Source organism: Bowdeniella nasicola, assembly GCF_001907295.1.
GTDB lineage: Bacteria > Actinomycetota > Actinomycetes > Actinomycetales > Actinomycetaceae > Bowdeniella > Bowdeniella nasicola.
In genome coordinates, this window is sequence record NZ_MQVR01000003.1 from 39370 (window position 1) to 64176 (window position 24807).

At 65.9% G+C, this 24807-nt stretch carries 21 protein-coding genes and 1 pseudogene; 8 read left to right on the forward strand and 14 right to left on the reverse strand.

Features of this window, described 5'->3' with window-relative positions:
- The first annotated feature begins 41 nt into the window (after nt 1-41).
- Complete coding sequence (locus BSZ39_RS01130) at nt 42-902, forward strand: cytochrome c biogenesis CcdA family protein (protein ID WP_073715560.1); 861 nt, start codon at nt 42-44, stop codon at nt 900-902.
- Nucleotides 903-985: 83 nt separating this feature from the next.
- Here BSZ39_RS01130 and BSZ39_RS01135 read toward each other — a convergent pair whose 3' ends face one another.
- Together BSZ39_RS01135 and BSZ39_RS01140 are read right to left on the reverse strand one after the other, a co-directional pair.
- Entirely contained in the window at nt 986-1258 is a 273-nt protein-coding gene (locus BSZ39_RS01135; RefSeq protein WP_143180311.1) for a hypothetical protein, read from the reverse strand.
- Nucleotides 1245-1880 carry a CYTH domain-containing protein gene (locus BSZ39_RS01140; RefSeq protein WP_073715562.1) on the reverse strand — a complete coding sequence of 212 codons (636 nt, stop codon included), beginning with the start codon at nt 1878-1880 and terminating at the stop codon, nt 1245-1247. The genes BSZ39_RS01135 and BSZ39_RS01140 overlap by 14 nt, the downstream gene beginning before the upstream one ends.
- Before the next feature lie 71 nt (nt 1881-1951).
- Between BSZ39_RS01140 and ilvA the strand changes: the two genes are divergently transcribed.
- Together ilvA and BSZ39_RS01150 are read left to right on the forward strand one after the other, a co-directional pair.
- The gene (ilvA, locus tag BSZ39_RS01145; RefSeq protein WP_073715563.1) at nt 1952-3217 is read left to right on the forward strand and encodes a threonine ammonia-lyase IlvA; all 1266 of its coding nucleotides are present in this window, start codon (nt 1952-1954) and stop codon (nt 3215-3217) included.
- 12 nt (nt 3218-3229) lie between these two features.
- Nucleotides 3230-3748: a GNAT family N-acetyltransferase gene (locus BSZ39_RS01150; protein WP_342741788.1), complete on the forward strand. Its 519-nt coding sequence runs from the start codon at nt 3230-3232 to the stop codon at nt 3746-3748.
- Here the strand turns inward: BSZ39_RS01150 and BSZ39_RS01155 are convergent.
- The 7 genes from BSZ39_RS01155 to BSZ39_RS01185 all read right to left on the reverse strand — a co-directional run bounded on the left by BSZ39_RS01155 (nt 3745) and on the right by BSZ39_RS01185 (nt 13846).
- Nucleotides 3745-7020, reverse strand: a complete 3276-nt coding sequence (locus tag BSZ39_RS01155) for a DEAD/DEAH box helicase (protein ID WP_073715565.1) — start codon at nt 7018-7020, stop codon at nt 3745-3747. The genes BSZ39_RS01150 and BSZ39_RS01155 overlap by 4 nt on opposite strands.
- A gap of 46 nt (nt 7021-7066) precedes the next feature.
- Nucleotides 7067-7558, reverse strand: coding sequence for a DUF4199 domain-containing protein (locus tag BSZ39_RS01160; RefSeq protein ID WP_073715566.1), 492 nt, complete (start codon nt 7556-7558; stop codon nt 7067-7069).
- Nucleotides 7559-7561: 3 nt separating this feature from the next.
- Nucleotides 7562-7885: a hypothetical protein gene (locus BSZ39_RS01165; protein ID WP_222842825.1), complete on the reverse strand. Its 324-nt coding sequence runs from the start codon at nt 7883-7885 to the stop codon at nt 7562-7564.
- Nucleotides 7882-9468 carry a radical SAM protein gene (locus tag BSZ39_RS01170; protein WP_222842826.1) on the reverse strand — a complete coding sequence of 529 codons (1587 nt, stop codon included), beginning with the start codon at nt 9466-9468 and terminating at the stop codon, nt 7882-7884. Before BSZ39_RS01170 ends, BSZ39_RS01165 begins: the two co-directional genes overlap by 4 nt.
- A 9-nt stretch (nt 9469-9477) precedes the next feature.
- On the reverse strand, nt 9478-10230 hold the full coding sequence (locus BSZ39_RS01175; RefSeq protein WP_073715568.1) for a prolipoprotein diacylglyceryl transferase: 753 nt from the start codon (nt 10228-10230) through the stop codon (nt 9478-9480).
- A gap of 117 nt (nt 10231-10347) precedes the next feature.
- Nucleotides 10348-12453, reverse strand: a complete 2106-nt coding sequence (locus BSZ39_RS01180) for an alpha/beta hydrolase family protein (RefSeq protein ID WP_158025062.1) — start codon at nt 12451-12453, stop codon at nt 10348-10350.
- A 22-nt stretch (nt 12454-12475) separates the two neighbouring features.
- A complete protein-coding gene (locus tag BSZ39_RS01185; RefSeq protein ID WP_073715569.1) occupies nt 12476-13846 on the reverse strand; it encodes a DUF5692 family protein in 1371 nt (456 codons plus the stop codon).
- 166 nt (nt 13847-14012) lie between these two features.
- On the opposite strand from BSZ39_RS01185, the gene BSZ39_RS01190 reads away from it, so the two are divergent.
- Entirely contained in the window at nt 14013-15056 is a 1044-nt protein-coding gene (locus BSZ39_RS01190; protein ID WP_073715570.1) for a hypothetical protein, read from the forward strand.
- Nucleotides 15057-15145: 89 nt separating this feature from the next.
- On the opposite strand, the gene BSZ39_RS01195 is transcribed toward BSZ39_RS01190, so the two are convergent.
- A complete protein-coding gene (locus BSZ39_RS01195) occupies nt 15146-16213 on the reverse strand; it encodes a DUF5692 family protein (RefSeq protein WP_187343220.1) in 1068 nt (355 codons plus the stop codon).
- Between the two features lie 366 nt (nt 16214-16579).
- Between BSZ39_RS01195 and BSZ39_RS14945 the strand changes: the two are divergent.
- Nucleotides 16580-16762, forward strand: a pseudogene (locus BSZ39_RS14945) (polysaccharide deacetylase family protein); the annotation flags it as partial.
- A 143-nt stretch (nt 16763-16905) separates the two neighbouring features.
- Nucleotides 16906-17211, forward strand: a complete 306-nt coding sequence (locus BSZ39_RS14455) for a polysaccharide deacetylase family protein (RefSeq protein WP_245792393.1) — start codon at nt 16906-16908, stop codon at nt 17209-17211.
- On the opposite strand, the gene BSZ39_RS01205 is transcribed toward BSZ39_RS14455, so the two are convergent.
- Nucleotides 17208-17876 (reverse strand): LuxR C-terminal-related transcriptional regulator, encoded by a 669-nt coding sequence (locus BSZ39_RS01205; protein ID WP_073715571.1) that lies wholly within the window; start codon nt 17874-17876, stop codon nt 17208-17210. The genes BSZ39_RS14455 and BSZ39_RS01205 overlap by 4 nt on opposite strands.
- Nucleotides 17873-18733 carry a sensor histidine kinase gene (locus tag BSZ39_RS01210; RefSeq protein WP_245792394.1) on the reverse strand — a complete coding sequence of 287 codons (861 nt, stop codon included), beginning with the start codon at nt 18731-18733 and terminating at the stop codon, nt 17873-17875. Before BSZ39_RS01210 ends, BSZ39_RS01205 begins: the two co-directional genes overlap by 4 nt.
- Before the next feature lie 122 nt (nt 18734-18855).
- Between BSZ39_RS01210 and BSZ39_RS01215 the strand changes: the two genes are divergently transcribed.
- Both BSZ39_RS01215 and BSZ39_RS01220 read left to right on the forward strand, forming a co-directional pair.
- Nucleotides 18856-19545 (forward strand): ABC transporter ATP-binding protein, encoded by a 690-nt coding sequence (locus tag BSZ39_RS01215; RefSeq protein ID WP_073715572.1) that lies wholly within the window; start codon nt 18856-18858, stop codon nt 19543-19545.
- A complete protein-coding gene (locus BSZ39_RS01220; RefSeq protein ID WP_073715573.1) occupies nt 19545-20936 on the forward strand; it encodes an ABC transporter permease family protein in 1392 nt (463 codons plus the stop codon). The genes BSZ39_RS01215 and BSZ39_RS01220 overlap by 1 nt, the downstream gene beginning before the upstream one ends.
- A gap of 57 nt (nt 20937-20993) precedes the next feature.
- Here the strand turns inward: BSZ39_RS01220 and BSZ39_RS01225 are convergent, their stop codons facing one another.
- Together BSZ39_RS01225 and BSZ39_RS01230 are read right to left on the reverse strand one after the other, a co-directional pair.
- On the reverse strand, nt 20994-21845 hold the full coding sequence (locus BSZ39_RS01225; protein ID WP_073715574.1) for a hypothetical protein: 852 nt from the start codon (nt 21843-21845) through the stop codon (nt 20994-20996).
- A 66-nt stretch (nt 21846-21911) separates the two neighbouring features.
- The gene (locus BSZ39_RS01230; protein WP_073715575.1) at nt 21912-24134 is read right to left on the reverse strand and encodes an NADP-dependent isocitrate dehydrogenase; all 2223 of its coding nucleotides are present in this window, start codon (nt 24132-24134) and stop codon (nt 21912-21914) included.
- Between the last annotated feature and the right edge of the window lie 673 nt (nt 24135-24807).

A 24807-nucleotide genomic window follows, 5' to 3' on the forward strand; every position in this document is an offset into this window, starting at 1 on the left:
CACGTCGACCGCACCCCACTCGTCAGGTATGGTGACGGGCGATGACTGATATTGGACTCGCCGGCGCGGCTCTCGGGGGCATTGCGACTCTCCTCAGCCCGTGCGCCGCCATGCTACTGCCCGGATTCTTCGCGTACGCCTTCGCGTCTCGCACGAACCTCCTCGCCAAAACCGGCGTCTTCTACCTCGGTCTGCTGACGACTCTCGTGCCGCTCGGCGCGATTGCGGGTGGCCTCGGACGCCTGCTGCTCACGTATCGTCACTGGCTCATTACTGGAAGCGCGGTCCTCGTAATCGTGCTCGGTATCCTCATGGCGCTCGGGGTGACCTTCCGCCTGCCCGGCGCGACGATGGCCGATCGGGCAAGTACCGCGGAGTCGACGCGCAGCGACCGCAACCCGGCCGGGTGGATCGCCGTGTACGTCATGGGCGCGACCTACGGCGTGGCCGGCGGCTGCTCGGGTCCGATCCTCGGCTCTGTGCTGGCGCTCGCGGGTCTGGGCGGCTCGGCCGCTTACGGCGCGCTCGTGCTCGCGGTCTACGCCCTCGGCATGCTGGTGCCGCTCGTGATCCTTGCGGCCCTGTGGGATCGCTTCAAGATCGGTGAGCGCGGCTGGCTGCGTCCCCGCCCGCTTTCGATCGGCCCGATCAAGACGACGCTCGCCTCCTTCATCGGCGGCATCTTGTTCATCGGGATCGGTATCCTGCTGCTCACGACGAACGGCACGCAGAACCTCGGCGGCCTGCTCTCGCCCGATCAGCAGATCGGGGTCGAATCGTCGGTCACGAACGTGACGAGCGGAATTCCGGACCTCTTGGTCCTACTCGTCATCGCTCTGCTCCTCGTGATCGTCGCCCTCGTGTGGGCGATCCGTCGGGAAAAAACCCGCACCCGCTCCTAGGCAGGGATGAGAAAGACCCGCACCGCGGTGTGGATGAGGTAGATCGTCGAGACGACGGCGACGATGACGGCGAGGGCTTCCATTTAACGGCCCTCGGTGTCGGTTTCGGCCGCCTTTTCTTCGTCGCGCCGCGCGCGCGAGGCCTCGAGGCGCTCCTTAAACGGCGTGACGCCGACCTTGCGTTCGCGCGTCTTGATGACGAAGAACGACGCGAACCAGAGCACGCCGAGGATCAGCACCGGATAGAACACGCTCCGATTCCAAAATGAGTAGATCGCGAGGCTCAAGAACGCGACAGCGAGAACAAGCTGTGCGATCGAGAGCGTCATGAGGGTGCGGTCGTTACCTGGATTCATGCCGATTGTCTCCAAAGCTCCTGGCAAACGTTCCCCCGCTGCGGGCGAGTTCCTCGTGGAAGCGGTACACCCAGGCGCGGTAGGGGTTGACCGAGAGCCGGTCGTTGGAAAAGCGGGGATCCTCGGTCAACTCGTGCGTACAAAACGACGGAATGGTCAGGTCGACGACGGGCCCGCCGCGTTCGACCTCCGCGATGATGAGCGGGGCGTTCGCGCCGGTGAACTGGTCGATCACCCAGCCGTCCTCGCCGAGCCACACGCTGTAGCGCAGCTTCGCGACCTTCGCGGACCCGCGGCGCACCATCTCCAGGCCGACGCTCACGTCGAGCTCGCGTTCGGCCTCATACCGGGTGCCGCCGACGTAGGGACCCTTGGCCGTCAGGCCGCAAAAGTCGACGTCGTCGGCAATCATCTCCAGGACCTCGTCGGCGCCATCGGCCGGGGTGGGAAGGCGCGACGGGTTGGTCGCCTGCGCGCGCACGCGCACGGCATAACCGTCGGAGGCGAGAAGGTAGGACTGGACCATGACCGACGGGCGCTGCGCACCCGTGAGGTCCGTCGGTAATTCGGACACGAAGAATCGCCGCTCAAACTCGAAGTCGCCGAAATTCTCGTGTTCCATGCCACTAGCGTAACCGTCCCCATGGCGAAACAGCCCCGCCGCAGCGCCGAGCGGGTGCCACAATAGCGCTCATGCACGCTGATCTGGATCCCCTGACCATCCCGGACGCGGCGAAGCGACTTTCCGAGACGATTCGTCGCACGCCGCTCGAGATGTCGCTGCGGCTGTCCGGGCAGCTGCACACGCCCGTCTATCTCAAGCGCGAGGACCTGCAGATGGGGCGGTCCTACAAGGTGCGCGGCGCCTACACGCTGATCTCGTCGCTGAGCGATGAAGAGCGCGCACACGGGATCGTGTGCGCGTCGGCCGGAAATCACGCCCAGGGGGTCGCGTTCGCGTGTCGCCAGCTGCGGATTAAGGGCCGGGTGTTTTTGCCGACGACGACGCCGCGCCAAAAGCGGGATCGGATCCAGGACATTGGCGGCCCGTGGGTCGAGCAGGTCATTACGGGCGTGACCTTCGATGAGTCCTCCGAGGCCGCGCAGCGGTTCGCGGCCGAATCGGGCGCGATCTATGTTCCGCCGTTCGATGACCCGCGCACGATCATCGGCCAGGGCACCGTCGCCGCCGAGATCCTCGAGCAGGCGGGCGAGAAGATCGGTACGATCATCGTGCCGGTCGGCGGGGGCGGGCTGATATCCGGCGTCGCGCTGTGGGCCAAGCACGTCGACCCGTCGATCCGGATCGTCGGCGTCGAACCCGCCGGGGCCGCCTCGATGCAGGCGGCGCTGCGCAAGGGATCGCCGGTCAAGCTCGAGCAGGTCGACCCGTTCGTCGACGGCGCCGCCGTCGGCAAGGCAGGGCAGTACACGTTCGAGGTCGTGCGAGATCTCGTAGACGACGTCGTCTCCGTGCCCGCCGGGGCCGTGTGCACCGAAATGCTCGACCTGTACCAGACCGAGGGCATCATCGCCGAACCCGCAGGGGCACTCGCCTCGGCAGCCGCGCGCCGCTATATCGCCGGCCTTGGCCGCACGTCGAAGGCGAGCGAGGCGATCTGCTGCATCGTCTCCGGTGGCAATAACGACGTGTCGCGCTATGCGGATGTGCTCGAACGCTCGCTCGTGCACGAGGGGGTCCGCCACTATTTCCTCGTGACGTTCCCGCAGCAGCCCGGCGCGCTGCGACATTTCCTCGACGACACCCTCGGCCCGGACGATGACATCGTCCTGTTTGAGTACACGAAGAAGACCAATCGCGAGACCGGTCCGGCGCTCGTCGGCATCGATATTGCGGGGCCCGGCGCGCTGCCGGCGCTGCTCGATCGGATGGCGGCCTCCCCGCTTGCGATCGAGAAGCTCAGCCCGGACTCGCCGGTATTCGGCTTCGTCCTGTAGTAGCGTGCCTCTGTGAGATCCGAGTTACAGGTACGGCCCATGACCGTTGCGGACGCCGCGGCGGTCGCCAAAATCCATGTGGCGGCATGGCAACACGCCTACCGGGGGTTGGTCTCGCAGCGCTTTCTCGATTCGCTGTCGATCAGCGAGCGGACCGCGAAGCTCACGCGCTCGCTGCGCCAGGTCGGTCCCGTGCGCACGATCGTCGCCGAAAGTGACGGCCAGGTCGTCGGGTTCGCGACCGTCGGCCCCGCCCGCGATGAGGATTCTTCCACCGACGACGCCGAACTGTTCGCGATCTATGTCGATCCGGCCCGGGTCCGCCTGGGCGCCGGGCGCGCGCTGCTGTCGCGCGCGAAGGAGGTCGCCCGCGAGATGGGCTGTCGGCGCATGATCCTGTGGGTTTTGAAGGACAATGCGAGCGCCCGGGCGTTTTATAAGCGGTGCGGGATGCGCCAGGAGGCCACTCGCGGGACCTCCACCATTGCGGGCGATGATTTCGTCAAGATGAAGTACTCCGCGCGGCTCTAGTCGGCGAGCAGGCCGCGCACGTCCTCGGCGGTGAGGGCGCCGCTGCCGAACTCGGAGCCGTCGCCGATGACATCGTCGAAGAGCTGGCGTTTACGCTCCTGCAGGGCGAGGACTTTTTCCTCGATCGTGTCGGCCGCGACGAAGCGGTAGACGTTGACGGACCGGGTCTGGCCGATGCGGTGGGTTCGGTCGACGGCCTGTTCTTCGACGGCGGGGTTCCACCACGGGTCCATGAGGAAGACGTAGTCGGCCTCGGTGAGATTGAGGCCGAAACCGCCCGCTTTCAGCGAGATGAGGAAGACCGGGACGTCGCCGGCGCGGAAGCGTTCGATGACCTCGGCGCGGCGGCGGGTCGCGCCGTCGAGGTAGCAGTAGTCGATGCCGGCCGCCTCGAGTTCCTGGCGCACGAGTGCGAGGTAGCTCGTGAACTGGGAGAAGACGAGCGCGCGGTGGCCCTCAGCGGAGATTTCCAGCAGGTTGCGCAGTAGTGTGCGGGTCTTAGCCGACGCGGCCGAGGGTTGGGAGGCGGTCGCGGGCGCGGTGTCGTCGCCCGGGGACAGGCGCACGTCGAGCGCGAGGCGGCGCAGGATGGTGAGCGAGCGCAGGATAGCGACGCGGTTTTTCTCGGCGTCGTCCAGCAGCCCGAGGACGCGCTGGCGTTCGAGCTGGAGTTGTTCGTCGTAGCGGCGGCGGTGGGCGGTATCGAGCTCGATCATCGCGACCTGGTCCTGTTTTTCGGGCAGCTCGGCAGCGACCTGGTCCTTGGTGCGGCGAAGGAGGAACGGGCCGACGAGGCGGCGCAGCTGGGCACGGCGTTCGTCGGCGACCTCCGCACCCGCCTCGATGGGTTTTTTGAAGCGGCGCTGGAACTGCTTGAGCGTGCCGAGCAGGCCGGGGGCAGTGAGCGCGAACATCGCCCACAGGTCGGTCAGCGAGTTTTCGAGTGGCGTGCCGGTGACAGCGATGACGAGGTCGGTCGGAATATCACGCAGCGCCCGGAATGTTTTGGAGCCCGGGTTTTTCACGAACTGGGCTTCGTCGATGATGATCGCCGAGAATTTCCGGGCCGCGAGCTCGTCGGCGTCGATACGGGCGAGCGCGTAGCTCGTGACGATGACGTCACTGGCCTTGGCAACGGCGGGCAGGTCGAGGCCGGAGGCGGACGCGGATTTCGTTATCGGGGCGATCGATAGGTCGGGCGTGAAGCGGGCGGCCTGTTCGACCCAGCCGCCGACGACGGAGGTGGGCGCGACGACGAGGACGGGCGCGTCGAGCAGGCCGTCGGCCTTCGCGATGGCGATAGCGGCGAGCAGCTGGAGGGTTTTGCCGAGGCCCATGTCGTCGGCGAGGACGCCGCCGAGGCCCAAACGCCACAGGTGCGTCGCCCAGGCGACGCCGCGTTCCTGGTAGTCGCGCAGTTCGGCGTGCACGGTCGAAGGCAGCTCGATCGTGGCGTCGGCCTCCCCGAGGCTGAGGCCCGCGAGCGTCTGCATGCGCTCCACCCAGGTCACGGTGCGTTCGTCGTCGATGCCTCCAATCTCGTCGAGCGCTTGGGCGGCTGCGATGTCGAATGTCGAGACGGACAGCTGGCCGCGGCCCGAGGACGTGCGGGTTTGCAGGTCGCGGGCGGATTCGATGAGCGTGCGCAGCGGGTAGAGGCTCGGGTGGTCGAGCGCGATCCACTTGCCCGATGCGAGGTGGAGCGTGGCGGCGCCGGAGGCGAGCGCGGCGAAGAGCGCCTCGAACGGGACGCGTTCGCCCGAGACGGTGACGTCGATGTCGAGGTCGAGCCAGCCCTTGGCCTGCGTCGGCACCTTCGCCTCGGTGCTCGCGCGCCCGCCGATGGCGACGGTGGGGACGGAGGCGTCGGCGTCGGGGGTCGCGACATCTACGTCGCCGACCTCGACGTCGTCGTGGCCGGAAAGGAAATCGAGCAGTTCGGTCGCGACCGTGCGGACTTCGCTCGCACCGACGATGCGGCGGCGCCAGTGGCCGTCCATGCCCTCGCCGGGTTCGGGCAGCAGGCGCGCGAGGCGGCGCGGGGCCGCGGCGCGCAGTCCGGTGAGCAGGTCGCCGCCGAGCTCGGCCGCGATCTCGTCGTCGAGGCTGGGATCGGACAGGCGCCAGGACAGCTCGACGGTCGGGTGCGCCGCGGCGATGGAGGTGGCAGTGACGGCCAGGCGCGGGCGGACGAGGTCAGGCAGGTCGACGGTGTCGTCGCGCGAGGTGACGCCGACGTGCAGGGCGAGGCGCGGCAGTTCGCGGCTGAAAAACCGGGCGATGCCGGTGCGTGGGACGTGGCGGCGGCCGGCGGCGGCGAGGTCGCGGACCTCATCGATCGCGGCGCGCGCCAGCGGCAGCAAGATCGCGCCCGCCTTGTCGAGGACGAGCACGCCGTGCATCGGGTCGCCGAGCGGGATGAGGCGGCTGCCCGCGGCAGGGTGGTCGCCGATCGCCAGGCGCACGTCGAGGCCGTCGTCGTCTTGGTGGAGGTCGACGACGGGCGCGGACGGCTCGGCGGCCAGGGTGAGTTCGGCGTCGGCGAGGCCGGAGCCGGGAACGAAGACGACGCCCGCCTCGTGCGCGGCGATCAGCGGCGGCCAGACGCGCGCGCTTAAACCATCGAGTTGGACGCGCCGCGAGCCGTAGGCGTAGACCTCGCGGCGGGCGAGGAGGAAGACCTGGTAGAGGTCGAAGATCGCGTCGGACTGCTCCGTCGTCGCCCACCGCGCGCCCGCGGGGTCGGTGAACGCTTCCCAGCTGTTGCCGGAGGTGAGCCATTTGCTGCCGACGCGGCGCACGGGCCGGACCTCGACGTGGTCATCGGGCGTGAGCGAGAATTCCAGGCCGACGCGGGCCCGGCTCGCGCGCGCGGGCGCGAGCGCGCGCGAGGGCTTGGCGTCCAGCAGCGTCGGGGCATCGGGTTGCGGGGCTGGGGCCGATCCCCCGGTTTCGCAGGCCTCCGCGGTCGCGATGAGCGCCGCGAGCGCGTGGATGCAGGGCTCGTCGTGCCGGTCACTGCCATCGCAGCTGCAGTGGCTGACGAGCGTGTTTCCGTCGTAGGTGAGGCGCACGTTTTCGACGCTGCGGTGCAACAGCGGGCGGATCGTCGCCATGATCGTCGCGCCGTCATCGGAGACGACGAGCATGCGGACGCGCTCGTCGGTCGCGGTGGCGCGGGCGCGCTGGACATCGTCCTCATCGGCAAGGGTGGAGTAGGAATCGGTAGCGAACTGTCGCGTCCAGGTGGCGCGGTTGGCTCCGATTCTCATCCCTCAAGGATAAGGCAGCAGCGGCGCGGGCTTCGACTCGGGGTGGCTACTGGCCGATGCTCGTGAAGGCGGCGATGCAGACGCCCGCGAAGACGATCGGGCTCAGCGCGAAGATAATCAGCCAGCCGATCGCGAAGCGTCGCCACTTGGCGATGAACAGCAAAATGATGGGCGGCACCAGCACGACCGCCATGACCTCAAAGAGCATGAGCGATTCGAACCGGTCGATGGCAAACGCGATGAGGGTGACGATCACGGTCCACAGCAGGCCCGCGAGCATGCCCCAGCCGGGGCTGCGGCCGATCTTTTCCATCCGCGTGAGGTTCGTCGGCTCGACATAGCGTTGCAGCGGGTCGGTGGCCCCGGTGTACTCATACGGGTTGCCGGAGGTCGGGTGTTGGGCCGGCTGGTCCGGCGGTGGCTGCTCGGTTGGTTGCTGGCCGGCCGGTGGGGTCGTCGGGGCAGGGTCCGGCGGGGCGAACGGATCGAAATCCGGTTCGCCCGAGCTCTCCGGCGGTCGCCAGTTCTGATCGCTCATGAGCTACCTCCCAAAAAGTTCTCCGACACTCGTTCCGGTGATCGACATGATGATGCCGACGAGGGCGACGATGCCGAGAAGGCCAAGATACGCGAGCACGAGGCGCGTGTCCCGCAAATAGCATTTCGACCGCGTCAGTCCCGCGCGGCGAGCGCGAGCGTAGGCGGCGAACCCGAGGGCGGCGAAGACGAGCAGCGCCCACGGGCCAAACAGCCAGCCGAGCGCCGCGACCGTCGTGTAGATACACAGCCGCAAGGGGTCGAAGGGCTCATCCTTACGCATGGCCGCGATCTCTTCGTGCCACGGCGGCGTCGTGTTTTGGGTCATGATCTCCTCCCGGTAGCCGTCGACAGGCGTGAGTTCGACAGCGGCCCCCACGCCTGGACCGCGCAAAACGGCGCGCACTGGTGCGCGTCTTCGGCCGATTTCGTCCCGACATGCACGCAGCACTGCGTGAGGCGTTCTTCGAGCATCGTCGAGATATCCATAAACGGTTTGACCGTGATACGCACGACGCGATCGGCGAGCAGCGCCCGCATCCGAGCGCGGCCGCCCGGCAGTTTTCCGGCGGCGAGCGTCGCCATCGTGGAAATCCCGAGGTCGCAGGCGGTGCACACGTCGCGCCACGCGCTTGTGAGCGAGGGATGCGTGAGTGAGTTCTGTTCCGAGAGCAGATCCAGCAGCGAGGACTTCACGGTCTCTTTCAGCTGTTTCGGAATCTCGGCGTCGGCGATGCGGTTAGCGAGCAGGTCGGGTTCGAGGTCGAGCCAGGCCTTCAGCTGGTCGTGGCCCATGATCGTGGTCAGCGAGCGCCACACGCCCGCGTCGTCCTTCAACAGGTACCCGACTGACGCGCAGTGCGGGTGGGAGCACGGCAGGGCGGTCAGGTCGCGCCAGGTAACACGGCCGCCGGTTTGCGCATCGAGCCGTTTCAGGACGCCGGTGTGGGTGAGACGGTTCATGGGGTCGATACCCGTCGAGCGGCCCGAGCCGAAGACGGGCTGGATCGCCACGCCCCCGATATAGGGGGTGTCGAGTGCGCGGGTCACGACGTGACCGATTTCCTCGTCGTTCACGCCGAGTGCGGCCGTCATCGTGAGGGTGACGAAGACGCCGGCGCCGGTGAGGCGTTCAATCGCGCGGTCCTTCATCGCGCGCAGGTCACCGCCGCGGTGGTGGCGCGAAGCGTGTTCGGAATTCCCGTCGTATTGCAGATAGATCTCGACGCGCTCGCGGTGTTGTTCTAACAGGGCAAGGAGACCGTCGTCCTGGGAAAGACGCAGCCCGTTGGTGTTGACCATGATCCGCGTGATCGGGCGGGCGGTGACCGCCTCGAGCAGTTCGGCGAGCTCCGGGTAGAGCGTCGGGTCGCCGCCGGAGAGCATCAGGACGTCGAGGTGGTTGTTCTCGCGCGACAGCCGCGTGTCGATATTTCTGAGGATCTCAGCAAGCGGCGCGACCGCGGCGAGCTGCGGGGAGGAGGAGACGAAACACGTCGGGCAGCGCAGGTTGCAGTGGTCGGTGATGTCTTCGAGCAGGATGCACGTGTGCTGAGTGTGGACTTCGGGCAGGCCGTAGGCGAAGGCCTCAGGCATCGGCAAGAAATTGCCGGAAATATCGGGCATATGAACCTTCGTCGGCGCGGTCCACTGTTCGAGGTAGGCGAGGATCTCGGGGTCCTCGTCGTACAGGGTGCGCACCCAGCCGTGGGTGCGGCAGGCTCGCTCGAGCCAGACCTTCCCGTCGCGCACCGACAGCCAGCCCGACAGGCGCTCGACGTCGGCCAGGGGACGGTTCGGGTCCTCGTCGTGGCAGTGGGGGCAAAAGGCGTTGACATAGCGGTGGATGCGGTCGCCCCGCAGCGGCATCCCGGCGCTGTGACGCCGAACCCCTGCTGTACGGATCGCCATAGCCGAAGCCTACTGGAGGGCCGGTGCGGGCCGCAGCAGCGAGTCGTAGGTGCCGCGGCGCGCCTGGTAGGTGATTCTGGCGAGGATGATGGGGATCGTCACCGCGAGGACGAGCTGCGGGCGGGTCAGGCCCGCGAACGCAATCTCGTTGCCGCGCACGAATTCGACGAAGAATCGGAAGATCGCATACCCGGCGATATACAGGACGAAGGATTCCCCGGGTGCGGTCAGTCTCTTCCGCACGAACCACCACAGCAGCGCGAAGGCGAGCGCGTGGAAGACGATCTCGTAGACGAAGCTCGCGTGCAGCGCGGCCCCGTCGGGTGCGTCGAACCGGGCCGCTGCGGCGGGATCGAGCGTGAGGCCGATGCCGCACACCCCGTTGCTCGCGGCGCAGTTCGCCCCGAGCGCGCACATGGGGCAGGGGGTGCCTGGCGTTTCGGTCAAGAGGCAAGCGACGCGGCCGACGGCCATCCCGGCGGCGACCGCGGGGGCGAACAGGTCGCCGGTGCGGTGCCGGTAGCCGGTGAGCCGTTTTGTCACGTGTACGCCGAGCCAGGCGCCGAACAGACCGCCGATGATCGAGCGGTTGCCGTAGGCCCACTGCTCGGCGAGGGTCGCGTTATCGCGCAAGTCGGCGTGCTGCAGCCACGTCCCCAGGCGCATGAAGATCGCGGCGACGGTAACGCCGACGCCGACAAAGAAGGCGTGGGTGTCAATCGGCAGGTTGATGGCGAGGAGGTCACCGAGCGTGGGGAACATGGCGGCCTCCAAACGTCGCGTGGACTGGGCCCAGCGGGCCGTGAGCCCAGCCTAGTGTCTAGCCGAAAAGCCCGCAATCGTGGCAAATGGGCGACGCGGTCGCGCAGCCGGCCGGAGTTAGCCGAGTTCCTTCGGCGCTTCGAAGTCCTTGCCAAGGACGTGGTGGTCACAAAACGCCAGCACGGTCTCATACCAGATGCGCGAATTCTGGGGCTTCAAAATCCAGTGGTTCTCGTCCGGGTAGTACAAGAACTTGTGGCCCTTCGCCTTCGAGTCCCGCAGCAGCGCGTGCCACAGGGCGTGGCCCTGGGAAATTGGGACGCGGTAGTCCTTGTCGCCGTGGATGACGAGCATCGGCGTAACGATCTCGCCTACGAAGCGGTGCGGCGAGTACTTTTCGGACTGGCTCTCGCTCATCCACTCGTGCCAGATGGCATTATCGGTGGTGCGGCCCATCATGTCGACGTCCCACAGGGATGCGTGGGTGACGATACAGCGGAACCGGTCGCCGGTGTGGCCGGCCATCCAGTTCGCCATGTAGCCGCCGTAGGAGCCGCCCGCGAGCGCCGTGCGGGTCCCGTCGATGTCATCGCGCGCGATCGTCGCATCGGTCAGCGCGAGGATGTCGGTGTACGGGGTGCCGCCGAGTTCGTCGTTGCCGCGGTCGATCATCTTTTGGCCATAGCCGGTGGAGATCGCCGGGTCCGGCATCAACACCGCGTAGCCGCGCGCCTGGAAGGGCGCGGGGTTCCAGCGCCACGTCCAGTCGTTCCACGAGCCCCACGGGCCACCGTGCGCGAACACGAGCAGCGGCGCGCCCTCGGCGGGGATGTCCTCGGGTAGCGCGAGCCAGGCGCGCAGGTCCGTGCCGTCCTCGGCCGTCGCGGTCACTTCGGTGAGGGTGCCGACGGGCTCGACGCCGGGGACGAGCTCGGCGAGATCGGTGACCTCGCCGGTCGCGACGTCGATCCGCACCGGCGCGGCGGGGCGGATGACGGAGGAGCGAGTCGCGAGCACCGTAGTGGCATCGAGGACCTGGACGTTCGAGTACGCAGCGTCATCGTCGGTCAGCAGGGTGACGGTATCGTCGCCGTCCGCTGCGAGATCGACGAGGTAGAGGCTGATCCGGCCCAACCGGTCGGCCTGCATGATGAGAGCTTCCTCATCGAGCCACTCGATCGAGCCCGGCCAGTCATCAAAGCTCGGCGCCAGGCGGCGGCGTTCGCCGGTTTCTAGATCGACGATCTCGGCCCAGCTCGCGAGCGGCTTGCCGTCGCGGTTGCCCGTGCTAACAAACAGCACTGCGCGGGAGTTATCGGGGGAGATCGTGCCCGCTTCGATGTTGAGCAGCTCGTCGCTGTCCTGCCCGCTCACCGCGGGCGCGATCGCTAGCTCGGTCGGCTCCTCGCCGGGCACGAGGCGGTAGACGCTGGCACGGGAGTCGGTACCGGTGACGGGCTGGGTCACCGTCAGCAGCAGCTGGGAGCCGTCCTCGGCGACCGAGACATCGGCAAGTTTGCCGTCGGGTTGCGCGAGTTCGGTCAGTTCGAGCTGGTCGGTGCCGTCGAAGGCGGGCAGGTCCGCGATGTAGAGGCGCGGGTAGGCGGGGCCGAGATCGTGGTCCCAGTACCGTACGGGGAAGTCCTCGTGCAGGATCGCGCTGATCCCCGACTCCTTGCGCTCCTTTGCTACCTCGCGATTGGATTCTTCATCCGTCGCACGGCGCAGCGTCGATGCCGTGATGAAGAGCTTGCCCCCGGCAACGGTCACGGAGTCAACGCCGCCCGGGCGGCGCAGCACGACGCGGGCCTCGCCACGCGGCGGCAGCATCCACAGCGCCTGATCGAGCTCGTCTTCCGCGTCCTCGTCGGCGCGCTGGGAGGAGAAGTAGAGCTCGCCGCGCTCGCCGATCCCGACGAGGGCCTCGCCCTTCTTCGAGCGCGTCAGCGTGAGCGGCTCGCCGCCGTCGGGATCCACCTCGACGAGGCGCGTCGTATAGGCGTCGCCCTTGGAGTTCAGTGCCGCGACGGCCGCGATCGCGCGGGCATCGGCGAGATCGTCAGCCCTGCGGGCCACGAGGCCGGTCACGCGCGCCGCAGCGACGAAGTCCTTCAGGTCGTGGAAGATCTTTCCGTCCGTGCGGGGCGTTGATGGGGTGTCCTCGGCCTCCGAGTTTTCGAAGTCGCGGGCATCGTTGGCAGCAGAATCATCGAGATGAGTCATGCGCCCCATCGTAAGGGTCGAGCTAGGACTCCCGCATCGCTTTTTGCGGAGCGCTAACACCGACGTCCCACCTCGGGTCAGAGGAGACGCCCTTCGCTACGAGCGCTGAATCGGCCGCGAGCGGGGTCCGCGGCTTCGGGTAGCGTCGGTCCTGCTTCCACCAGGGCATATGCCCGACGTAGCCATCGACGGGCGGCTGGGGACTTGCCGGTTCGAAGCCGAGCTCCTGCGGGGTCTCCTTGATCATGTCGGTGAGCCAGTACTTGTCGGCGTCATCGGCGTGCTGCTTCACGACCGTCTTAAACTCGCTCATTTCGAAGTACAGGCAGTTCGTGAGCGGGTTCCGCTTCGTGGCCTTGATCTTGTAGACCCAGTAGATGAACAGCGCGACGTTTGCGATGAGTGCCGCCCAGGCGCACACGATGTTTGCGGTCGGGTTCATCGTCGCGTAGTTCGTCATGCCGCTCGGGATCACGAGGAATTCGGGCAGCAGGTTATTCGCGGAGATCCAAAAGACGAGGGTGAAGCACCTGAACCAGATCCACTGGCCCTTGGCCCACGTGAACGCCGGAATCGTGCAGGCGAGCAGCAGCGCGAGCGTGCAGTACCAGGTGTAGTCGGCGAGCGAGTTGTAGAGGAACGCGTGGTTCCACAGGTCGTAGGCGATGACCCAGGGCCAGACCATGTCGACCCAGATCAGGCCGCGCACCTTCTGCTTGCCGGGCGAGCTGACAAAAATCTTTCCGAGGCCCGTGATCGTGATGATGTTGAGCAGGCCCGCGAGCGCCGACAGCAGGTTCCAGTAGCCGCCGATCGTGCGGAAGCCGGTCGCGGGATCGATGCCGACGCCGGCCGCATGGAAGTTCGCGGCGACGGCCGCGTACCAGGCGTCGGAGTGCAGCGGTGCGCTCACACCGCGCGTCTCGGGAAGGCCGTTGAGGACGTCGACCGAGCGGCCCGCGTTGATGCCCTTCAGGCACTCCGGATCGGCCGCGCACGCGTAGTAGTTATCGGCCTCGAAGAAGATCGCGAGGTCGCGGATATTCGCTTCCATGATGTTCACGGCGAGCCCGATCCAGAGGGCAACGCCGAGCCAGATCGCATAGCGGTGCGCCTTGTTGGGATGGCGCTTGCCGTAGACGAGGAGGTAGCCCGTCATCGTGGCGGTCGCCAGCATGATGACGAACTTGCCGAAGGGGAACCACCCGACCATGGGAGTGCCGTGGATAGCCGCATACGGCAGGGCGATGATGCCGCCAACCGTCCAAATGGCGAAGATCGTCCAGTTCCAGCGCCGATTGATCTCGGCGATCGCGACCTGAGCAACAAAAACGAGGATCCAGGCAAAGTAAACCAGCGGGGTGCCTGTCTCCCACAAGAAAAGCGACGACATTGTCTAACCGTCCGGTGTGGAAGTGAGTAACAGTACAGCCAAGATAGACCCGACTGTCCGACATCTGTAGGACTGAGGTCCCCTGGAGATTCACGTCTCAGACGTAGAGTCGAGCTATCGCCGGGCACATTGGGGTGCCCACGGAAGGATCAAGGACGATTCAGCAATGACACACAACAACGCAAACGGCTTCCCCTGGCTCAAACTGGGAGGTCTCGCGGCGCTCGCCGGACTCGGTGGAATGTTCGCCTTCAGCCAGCTCTCGGGCAAAGCAACCCCGGAGGAACAGGCGTGGCGCTACCCCGCAGATGACCTCGTCGACGCCAACTACAAGAACGCGTACTCCTCGACGTACGCCATCAATATTGACGCGCCTGCCTACGCGGTCTGGCGGATCTTCAAGCAGATCGGCTGCGATAAGTCGGGCTCGTTCTCCTCGGAGTTCCTCGAGCGCACGTTCGCGCGCCTGCCGTTTTACAACAGCTTCGAAATCCAAGAAGAATTCCAGCAGCCCGACTCGATGGTCCCTGGCGATATCGCCGCCTTCGACTTCCACGGCATGTCAATGGAGTGGGCTGACGTCGTTCCGGGCAAGTACCTCGTCCAGTGGGTCGACACCAAGAACCCGCCGGCCGCTCCCGGCAGCTACGCCTTCCGCTTCCCCTTCATGAAGCACTTCGGCGTCGCCTGGTGCTTCTACGTCGTGCCGCTCAAGGGCGAGCGCACGCGGTTGATCAACCACTGGCGGATCGGCTTCGAGCCGGACTCGGCCCTACCGAAGGCGATCAACTGGCTCAACATTGAGCTCGTTGGCGGCGTCATGACGCACATGCAGAACATCTACGTGAAGCGCGTCGCCGAATTCCGCAAAAAGCAGCAGCACTCCGGCAAGTTTATGCGCGGCGTGCTCGGCGGCCGGTGGTTCAATTCCGAGACTCCCGCGGGTCGCTGGGATGGCACCCCGCTATTCGAAGACACCTACACGCAGTGGATGCGCTTCGGTCGGCGCCAGCCCGCCGTCGCGGAGATCCGTCCCCCGCGCACTAAGGACCCGTCGTGGCCGCCGACCGGCCCGGGCACGCCCTGGCACGGCCAGATCGACGAAGACTACTTCACGGATTGGGAAGAACCCGAGTTCTCCTGGGATGAGCAGATCCGCCAGAAGATGGAGCGGACCTACCTGAAGGACTGGGGCAAGAAGAAGTCCTGACCGAGACAGCAAAGGGTGGGGTGGTCGCGAACCCGCGACCACCCCACCCTTGATGTCAGCTCTCGCGGAGGGCAACGGGAAGATAACTCTTATCTTCCGACCGACGCGCTTGCTGCCGGACGATAAGTCTTATCGTCCACGTACCCGAGCTCAAGTGGGGTCTTACCCAGGCGCGAGGCGATCCGGATCTTGTCGGTATCGCTCGCGAAGTCGCGCACCATCTCGACGTACTGGGGCGTATCGGAGTAGACCTCCTGCGTCAGCGGGTTCCGGCGGTACTTCACGATCCGGTAGACGTGGTACCCAAAGACCGCGATGTTGACGATGAGCGACAGCGCCGAAATCAGCATGAGCGCCGTCGGATTGTGCGCTGAGCGGTGGGCGAACACCGAGTCGTGCATGAAGTGCGGGAACGTCAGCACCACTGCCGACCACAGCGTGAGCGTGTAGGCGCGGTACTGAATCCAGGCGCCCCTACCCCACTTGAACAGCGCCGGGATCGTGCACGACGCGAGCAGCGCGACGCCGGAGTACCAGGCGCGGTCGGCCAGGCAGTTGTACACGTACGCGAAGTTCCACAGGTCGTAGGCGATAATCCACCAGATCGTGAGGTCACCCCAGACGATGGCCTTCGACTTGTTCTTTGCAACGAAAATCCCGATCCAGCCCGAGATGGCGAGGAGGTTCAAGATGCCGGCGATGCCGTTCATGTAGTTCCACGGGCCGCCCCACGTGACCATGCCCTGGCTCGGGTCGACGCCGTCGATGCCCGCGCACTGGAAGTCACGGATCACGGCCTCGATGATGTTGATCGCAAGGATGGCCGGCGGGATGACGAGATACCAGTACTGGTAGCGCAGCTTCTTGAAGTACTGCAGCGCGACGAGGCACAGCGATCCGGCAAGCGCCGAATACTGTTTGACGATTGGGAACCAGCCCGCCGATGCCGTGCCCTCGGTGGAATGCGGCCACCAAAAGATCGTGAGCAGCACGGGCGCGATGACGAATACGAGCATCACCGCGACCTTGCTACGCTGCGCCCACCACGCCGTCAGAGCGAGCGCACCCGTGACGAGGATGAGCATGACATAGTCCCACCACTCACCCTGCTCGAAGAGAAAAAATACCGGATAGTCCGGCGGCGTAATTGTTGCCAGCAATGCAATCGACTCCGTTATCGATGTTCTGAACTAGACAGCAATGACGCTACTCCGATATTTGTCGGAAAACTTGGGACTAAAGGGACATGCCGGGACCCGTCGTACAATCGCGGGGTGGACGTGCATCACAACTCTCGTCGCACCTTCCTCGCGCTGTGCGGTGTCGGTGTCCTTTCGGCCTGCACTCCCTCCACTCCCCCGACGGCGTCTCCGACGACAACCACCACCTCTCCCACGCCGTCGCCGACGATGACGCCGACGCCGACCGCGACTCCCAGCGCCTCCCCGAGCGGAACTGCGGCAACCGTGGCCGATATCGAGCGCGAGTTTGCGGGTAAGCGACCGATCGAGTGGGGCACGGCGATGGCGGGGATCGTTTCGCGGACGTCTGCCAACAGCGCGGTCCTCACGCTCGACGCGTGCGGCGGCAAGGGCGGCTCCGGCGTCGACGCCGATCTCCTCGGCCATCTGCGAAAACACAACATCCCAGCAACCCTGTTCCTCAACCAGCGCTGGGTGAAGGCGAACATGTCTCTCGCCAAGGAGCTCGCGGCCGATGACCTGTTCGAGATCGCGAACCACGGCACCGCGCACGTCCCCCTGTCGGTCACGCGCCGGCGCGCGTACGGGATCGCGGGGACGGACTCCCCCGTGTCTGCATGGCACGAAGTTGCGGACAAAAAAAATTTTTGGAAGACGAACTCGGTGTCTCGCCGCGGTTCTTCCGCTCCGGCACCGCCCACTATGACGACGTGGCCGTCGCGATCGCGAAGCGCGCGGAGCAGGTCATCGCGGGCTTCTCGATCAACGGCGATGCGGGCGCGACCGCACCCAAGGGGCAGGTGGTCGCGAGCCTGGCGAAGGTCGGCGCGGGCGATATCGTCCTTGCGCACATGAACCAGCCCCACGGTCAGACCGCCGAAGGGTTCGCGATGGCGCTGCCGCGCGCGCTCGACCGTGGCGTGCGGTTTTCGACGCTCGCCGACGCGCTCTAGAGCTGGCCGTCCGCCTGCGCGGTGAGGTAGGTCAGTACCGCGCGCACGCGGCGGTTATCCTCCCCGACCGGCAACCCGAGTTTCACAAACACGGCCGCGACGTACTTGGAGACCGCGCCGCCGGAAACGTAGAGTTTTTCGGCGATCTGCGCATTCGACAGCCCCTCGGCCATGAGCGCGAGCACCTCCCGCTCCCGGTCGGTCAGCGAGTCGAGAGGACCGGAGCGTGCCGCCGCGAGCTGGACCGCGACCTCGGGATCGATGACGACGCCGCCCGCCGCAACGACGTCGAGGGACCGCAGGAAGTCTGCGACGCGCGCGACCCGGTCCTTCAGCAGGTAGCCAAACCCCGCGCCGCCGTGGCCGAGGAGCTTCGAGGCGTAGGCGGGCGCGACGTATTGCGAGACGATCATGATCGCGAGATTTGGATGGCGCTCGCGCAGCGTGATCGCTGCGTCGAGCCCGTCGGTCGCCATCCCGGGCGGCATCCGCACATCGGTTACGACGACGTCGATCGTCGTGCCAGCCTCCATGAGGCGATCGACCTCGGCGATGAGGCTCGGCGCATCGTCGACGGCGGCTAGCACCTCGTGGCCGCGCCGCTGGACGAGGCCGAGCAGCCCTTCACGCAAGAGCGCGGAATCATCCGCGATCACGATATTCACGGTCTCTCCTTGTCAACACCGATGCCGCTCTCCCCGCGCTGCAGCAGGACGGGCATATGGGCGCTCATTTGGGTGGGCCCGCCGGGCGGTGAGGAGACGATGAGGTCTCCGCCGAACGCCGCGAGGCGTTCGCGCATGCCGGACAGGCCGTGTTCGGACTTGATGTGCGCGCCGCCCGGACCGTTATCCGTCACGGTGATGCGCAAGACGTTATCGCAGGCGATCAGCACGGTGACATCGGAGCCGGGCGCGTACTTCGCGGCATTCGTGAGGGCCTCGGAGACGAAGAAATACCCGGCGGCGACGACGCCCTGCGGCAGGGTAGGCAGCGGGTGCGGGCAGCGCACGGTCACGCCGGGAAACCGCCCCGCAAGGTCGCGCACCGAGGCTTCGAGCCCGAGATCGGTCAGCACCTTCGGATGGATGCCGTGCACGGTGTGCCGCAGGGCCTTCAGCGCCTGGTCGATATCGTCCTGCGCCTGGCTCAGCATCTGGGCCGCCGCCGAGTCTGGCTCCACATCGAGCGACGCCTCGCCGAGTTTCATGCTCGCAGCGACGACGTACTGTTGGGCGCCGTCGTGCAGGTCGCGCTCGATGCGCCGCCGCTCGATCTCGAAGGCCGACACGATCTCGCGTCGCGAGCGCGTGAGCTCGTCGAGCAGTTCGGGATACGGCGTCGGATCGATGGCCGTCGCGGCCTTTTCGTACCGCGGCCACAGCGCCGCCGAGATGATGAGGGCGGCAAGCCCGACCGCGATGAACCCGGTGAAGTTCCGCGACAGCAGCAGACCGAGCATCATCATGCCCACGAAGATGTAGGCGCCGATGATGACGCGGCGAGGCACGGTGCGGGTCATGTCCCCATGGTAGGGCCGGCCCGCGCGAAAAAGCCTTCCCCCAGTCAAAGGTAGACCTAGGTCCACCCAACAGTAGCGCCAGGAGGATTCAGGCCCGCGGCGCTTCCGGCTGGAATGGAGACATGAACGAAGCACTCATCGCTAATCAGCTAGTCAAAACCTATGATCAGGTCCACGCCCTGGCCGGCGTCTCCCTGCGGGTCGACCAGGGTGAGACCGTCGCGATCATGGGCCCGTCGGGCTCGGGCAAGTCGACGCTGTTGCACTGCCTGTCTGGCATTTTGAAGCCCGACGGCGGCCAGGTCACCCTCGGCAACGACGACATCACCGCGATGCCCGACGCCGCCCGCTCGCGCCTGCGCCGGTCGCGCTTCGGCTTCGTCTTCCAAGACGGCCAGCTCGTCGCCGAACTCACCGCCGCCGAGAACGTCGCCTTCCCGCTGCTGCTTACGGGCTGGCCGCGCGGAAAGGCGCTCGCCGAGGCCAACCAGTGGCTCGAGCGGTTGGGCCTTGCCGACATGGGCAAGCGCAAGCCGGGCGAGATGTCGGGCGGTCAGGCGCAGCGCGTCGCGATCGCGCGGGCGCTCGTGCACCAGCCTGCCGTGGTCTTCGCCGACGAGCCGACGGGCGCGCTCGACCAGGCCACCGGCCACGAGGTCATGCAGATCCTCACGACGGTCGCGAAGATGTCGAACACGTCGCTCATCGTCGTCACGCACGACACGAAGGTCGCCTCGTGGTGCGGCCGCCTCGTCGAGATCCGCGACGCGCTCATCCACGCGGATAGCGCCATGAGCCAGGCGGGTGCGTAATGCTCAGCCTGTCTTCGCGCCTCGCCATTTCCCGCTTGACCGATAACCGCTCGGGCCTCGATGCGCTCGCGGTCCTCGCGTTCGTGGTCACGAGCTGGCTCGCCCTGACCGTCGCCGGCGGCACGACGATGTTTATCGAGCGCGCCGCGAACCCGCCGCAGCCGTTCCTCGACGCTGCCGAAGGCTCCGAACTCCCGATGTCGGTCGCCCAGCAGGCGTCGATGTACCCGGCGCTCGCGACGATCGCCTGCGCCCTGCTCGTCATCCCCATCTTCACGCTCGGGGGCGGCGCTGCCCGCCTCGGCGCTTCCGGCCGCGCCCGCCGACTCGCGTCGCTGCGGCTCATCGGCATGACCGGCGGCGAAGTCGTCCTCATGAGCGTCATCGAGTCCGTCGTCCTTTCGACCCTCGGCGCCCTCATCGGCGTCGGCCTCTGGCTCATCTCGCTGCCCGCCTGGAGCGCCGTGAACTTCCTCGGCGAGCCGCTGCACGCCGGCGAGATGCTCATGCCGGTCTGGCTCGCCATCGCCGTCATCGCCGCCATCGTGCTCCTGGCAGCGCTCTCGACGCTCATCGGGCTGCAGCGCGTGCGCATCTCACCGCTCGGGGTCGCCAAGCGCGAAAGCGCCCGCGGCGTCACCATCTGGCGCGTCGTCGCCTTCCTCGCCACGGTCGCCGGTTTCTTCGTCATCGCGCAGGGCTTCCAGATCCGCACCGCGAGCCTCGTCGGCTTCATGATCATCGGCGGCTTCATCGCAGCCGTCGTTTTCGGTATGAACCTCATCGGCCCGTTCATCATCCAGCTCGTCGCACGGCCGCTCACCCGCACCAGCAACCCCAGCTTCCTGCTCGCGATGCGTCGCCTCATTGCCGACCCGAAGGCCGCCTGGCGCAACGTCTCCGCCGTCGCACTGCTCGGCATCATCGCGGCATTCACCGTCGCGGTCCCCGCAGACCTCGGCGTTAACGATGAGCTGATCGCGATCCAGTTCCGTGACATGCGCACCGGCGCGATCATCACGCTCGCGATCGGCATGCTGCTCGCCGCGACGTCGACGCTGATCAACCAGGCGTCCGCCACCGTGGACCGCGCCGAGCAGACCATCGCCCTGACCCGCATGGGTTCGCCGTTCAAGGTATTCACCAGCGCGCGCGTCAGTCAGGTCCTGCTACCGATGATCACGACGCTCGCGATCTCGATCCCCGTGGGACTGCTGCTCGCCTCGCCGTTCATCACGCAGGTGTCGTCCCTCGCGTCCTCGATGACGACGACCGCCCTCACCGTGGCGGGATTCGTCGGAGCGGGCATCGCGCTCAGCCTCATCGCGGCGCTCGCCTGCTCGCCGATCGAGCGGCGCATCCTCGCCGCCGACTACCGCCCGAACGACTAGCGTCCACTGGCTCACTCGCGGTCCGGGAAGGAGGGTCCCGGGCCGCGAGTTGCTGCGTTAGGAGTTGGCCTTTCGCTCTTGATAAGCACGGATCTGTCGGATGAGCGGCTTACCGTATTTCTTCGCTTGTCCGATCATCGCGAGCCGTAACGCACGAGCACGGTACTCAGTGGCGGTCATCGGCGAGCGGACGCTCACCCCATATTCGTCGAGCAGGTGCTCGGGAACCAGCTCGTGCCCGATGCCGAACCTGTCGGCAAAGCGCGCGATGCCCAATGGTTTATCGCGATGTCCGCAAAAGTGCATGACAAACGCGTTGCTCAAGGAGTCGTCGTAGTAGTGGCCGCGCGAGTTTAAGAGGTGATGATCGACGATGATCGTGTCGTCGATCAGGCCGTGGGTGTTCAGGGCCCACCACATTTGGTCCTGGTCACCATTCGTAAAGAGCCCGTCGCGTTCCTCGTTCCACCAAGCCCTCACGGCGTCGAGTCTGCTTTCACTCATGAGATCGACGAGCTGGTGTCCGCGGGCGTCATTGCGGAGGAGGAAAACACCGGTGTTGATATTGGACCACCAGCCGTTCGGCTCAACGGCCCCCTCAGCGATGACGAGGAACTTATCTTCCCGCTCGGCCCGCTGGAGCAAGTCACGTAGGTTCGTCGCGTCAAAATCGGTAAAGAACGCATCGTCGTCGATCCAGACCAACCAGTCGCAGGTCGGCAATAGACGGCGGATGATCGAGAGCTTGTAATCGAACTTATTTCGGATGCCTTGGCTGACCCCGCACTCGAGCCGATAGTCGAATCCGTGGACGTGAGCGTAGATCCGATGGTTGATATAGGACCGCAAGCGGATCTCGTCCCCACCTGAGGCAATCAGCCATCGTGGGGTGTCAGGATGCTCAGTCATAGCACTAATCTAGCCCGCGAGGTTTGAAAATACGGCTGCCCGGACCAGCATTCTGTATCGATCGGATTAGCCGACGAGGCTATCGATGATTTCGTTCAGCGTCTTCGACGGGCGCATGACCGCGAAGGTCTTGTCTTCGTCGGGGCGGTAGTAGCCACCGATCTCGACTACGTCACCCTGAACTTCGATGAGTTCCGCGTCGATCTTCTCCGCGTTCTCGGCGAGCTTGGCCGCGACGTCCGCGAACTTCTCGGCGAGTTCGGCGTCTTCGGTCTGCTCTGCGAGCGCCTTGGCCCAGTACGTGGCGAGCCACATGTGCGAGCCCCGGTTGTCGATCTGGCCGAGGCGGCGGGCCGGGGACTTACCCTCGTTCAGCACGCCTTCGGTCGCCTTATCGAGAGCATCGGCAAGGACTGCCGCGCGCGGGTTATCTGCAAAGCGGGCGAGGTGGCGCAGGGATTCCGCGAGCGCAAGGAACTCACCGAGGGAGTCCCACCGCAGGTAGTTTTCCTCGACGAGCTGCTGGACGTGCTTCGGGGCGGAGCCGCCGGCACCGGCTTCAAACAGGCCGCCACCGTTCATGAGCGGGACGACGGAGAGCATCTTGGCGCTGGTGCCGAGCTCGAGGATCGGGAACAGGTCGGTGTTGTAGTCGCGCAGAACGTTGCCGGTCACCGAGATGGTGTCCTTGCCCTCGCGGATACGAGCGATGGAAGCCTTCGTCGCTTCGACGGGGTTCATGATCGCAATCGAGATGCCGCCCGTGTCGTATTCGGGCAGGTAGGCGTTGACCTTGTCGATGAGGTTCGCGTCGTGAGCACGGTCTTCGTCGAGCCAGAAGATCGCCGGGGTCTCCGACAGGCGGGCACGCGTGACGGCGAGCTTCACCCAGTCGCGAATCGGGGCGTCCTTCGTCTGGCAGGCGCGCCAGATATCGCCGGCCTCGACGTCGTGGGACATGAGAACCTCGCCAGCCGAGTTTACAACCTCGACGGTGCCGTCGGCGCCGATCTCGAAGGTCTTGTCGTGGCTGCCGTATTCCTCGGCCTTCTGGGCCATGAGGCCGACGTTCGGGACCGAGCCCATCGTGGTCGGGTCGAAGGCACCGTTGACCTTGCAGTCCTCGATCACGGCCTGGTAGACGCCGGCGTAGGAGGAGTCCGGGATGACGGCGATCGTGTCGTCTTCTTCGCCGTCCGGGCCCCACATGTGGCCCGAGGTGCGGATCATCGCGGGCATCGAGGCATCGACGATCACGTCGGAAGGCACGTGCAGGTTGGTGATTCCCTTGTGGGAGTTCACCATCGCGAGGCGCGGGCCGTCCTTCAGCGCTGCTTCGAACGCTGCCTTGATCTCGTCAGCGTTCTCAACCTTGCCGGAATCGAGCCCAGCGAAGATCGCACCGAGGCCGTCGTTCGGGGACAGGCCGGCGGCGGCCAACTGGTCGCCATACTTATCGAAAACGTCAGCGAAGTAGGCCTTCACAACGTGACCAAAGATGATCGGGTCCGAGACCTTCATCATCGTGGCCTTCAGGTGCACGGAGAACAGCACGCCCAGGTCCTTGGCACGCTTGACCTGCTCGGCGAGGAAAGCATCGAGCTTCTTTGCGCTCATGAAGGTGCCGTCGATGACTTCACCCTCGAGAACCTTCAGGCCGTCCTTCAGGACCACGGTCTCGCCGTCTGCCTGCTTGAGCTGGATAGTCAGTGTGTCGTCGGAGGGCATGACGACGGACTTTTCGTTCGTCGCAAAATCGTCAGCGCCCATGGTCGCGACTTCGGTCTTCGAGTCCGCCGTCCACGCACCCATGCGGTGCGGGTACTTGCGCGCGAAGTTCTTCACCGCGATGGGGGCGCGGCGGTCGGAGTTACCCTCGCGCAGGACCGGGTTCACCGCGGAGCCTTTGACCGAGTCGTAACGCTCCTTCGCGTCCTTTTCTTCATCGGTCTCGGCGTTATCCGGGAAGTTCGGAAGGTCAAATCCCTGCTCCTGCAGCTCCTTGATCGCGGCTTTCAGCTGCGGGATGGAGGCGGAGATATTCGGGAGCTTGATGATGTTGGCTTCCGGCTGCTTCGCCAGTTCGCCGAGCTCGGCGAGCGCGTCATTGACCTTCTGGTCCTCTGGCAGCTTGTCAGAAAATGCGGCCAGGATTCGTCCCGCTAGTGAGATATCGCGGGTTTCGACGTCCACGCCGGCCGTCTTAGCGAAGGCCTCGATAATCGGCAGCAACGAATGAGTCGCCAGCATCGGCGCTTCGTCAGTATGGGTATAAATGATGGTCGCCATGAAGGTACTTGTTCCTCTTCACTCGGGTACGCCCCTAGGGTATCGAAAAGCGGGAGGACCACCCGCTCAGTTGGCCGTCTACTGGTCCGGGTCAGCCTCGTCTTCATCGTCCAACAGCGGGAAGTACTCCACGTGGACATAGGTTTGATGGATTCCCTCGCGGCTCTCCTGCGCTCGGTTCTCCAGTGATTGCTCATGGGCCTTGGCGAACAGCTCGCCAATGGCGCCATAGAACTCGGCTTCCTGCTCCGCGGTAGGAACATCTTCGTCGTCATGAACTGCACGATTGCCGGACTGTCGGCGGCCTGTTCGAGGGCCCGCTGACGGTATCGCGAGATCGTCGGACTCTCGAGCCCGAGGATCTGGTTGAGCAGCGCCATGGTGGGGGCTGAGCGGGCGGTCTCCGAATCCATCTCGAACGACAGCCCGTCAGAGCCCCTGGCGTACCAGGTCTCTCGCGAGTCCTGCCCAAGCGGTTTGACCTTCTTCGCGAGCCCCTTGGCTTCAAGCTCGGCGAGGTGGTACGACACCGAGTTGACGGGCTTGTCGACTGCCTTCGCAAGATCCGAGACACGCGCTGCCGGGTCAAGTCCCTTGTAGTGGTGTAACGGCGTTTTCCTCTCGTTTGGGGTTTTAGCTTGCTAGTGCGGGCGTGTCGGTATCGGTCATGGTC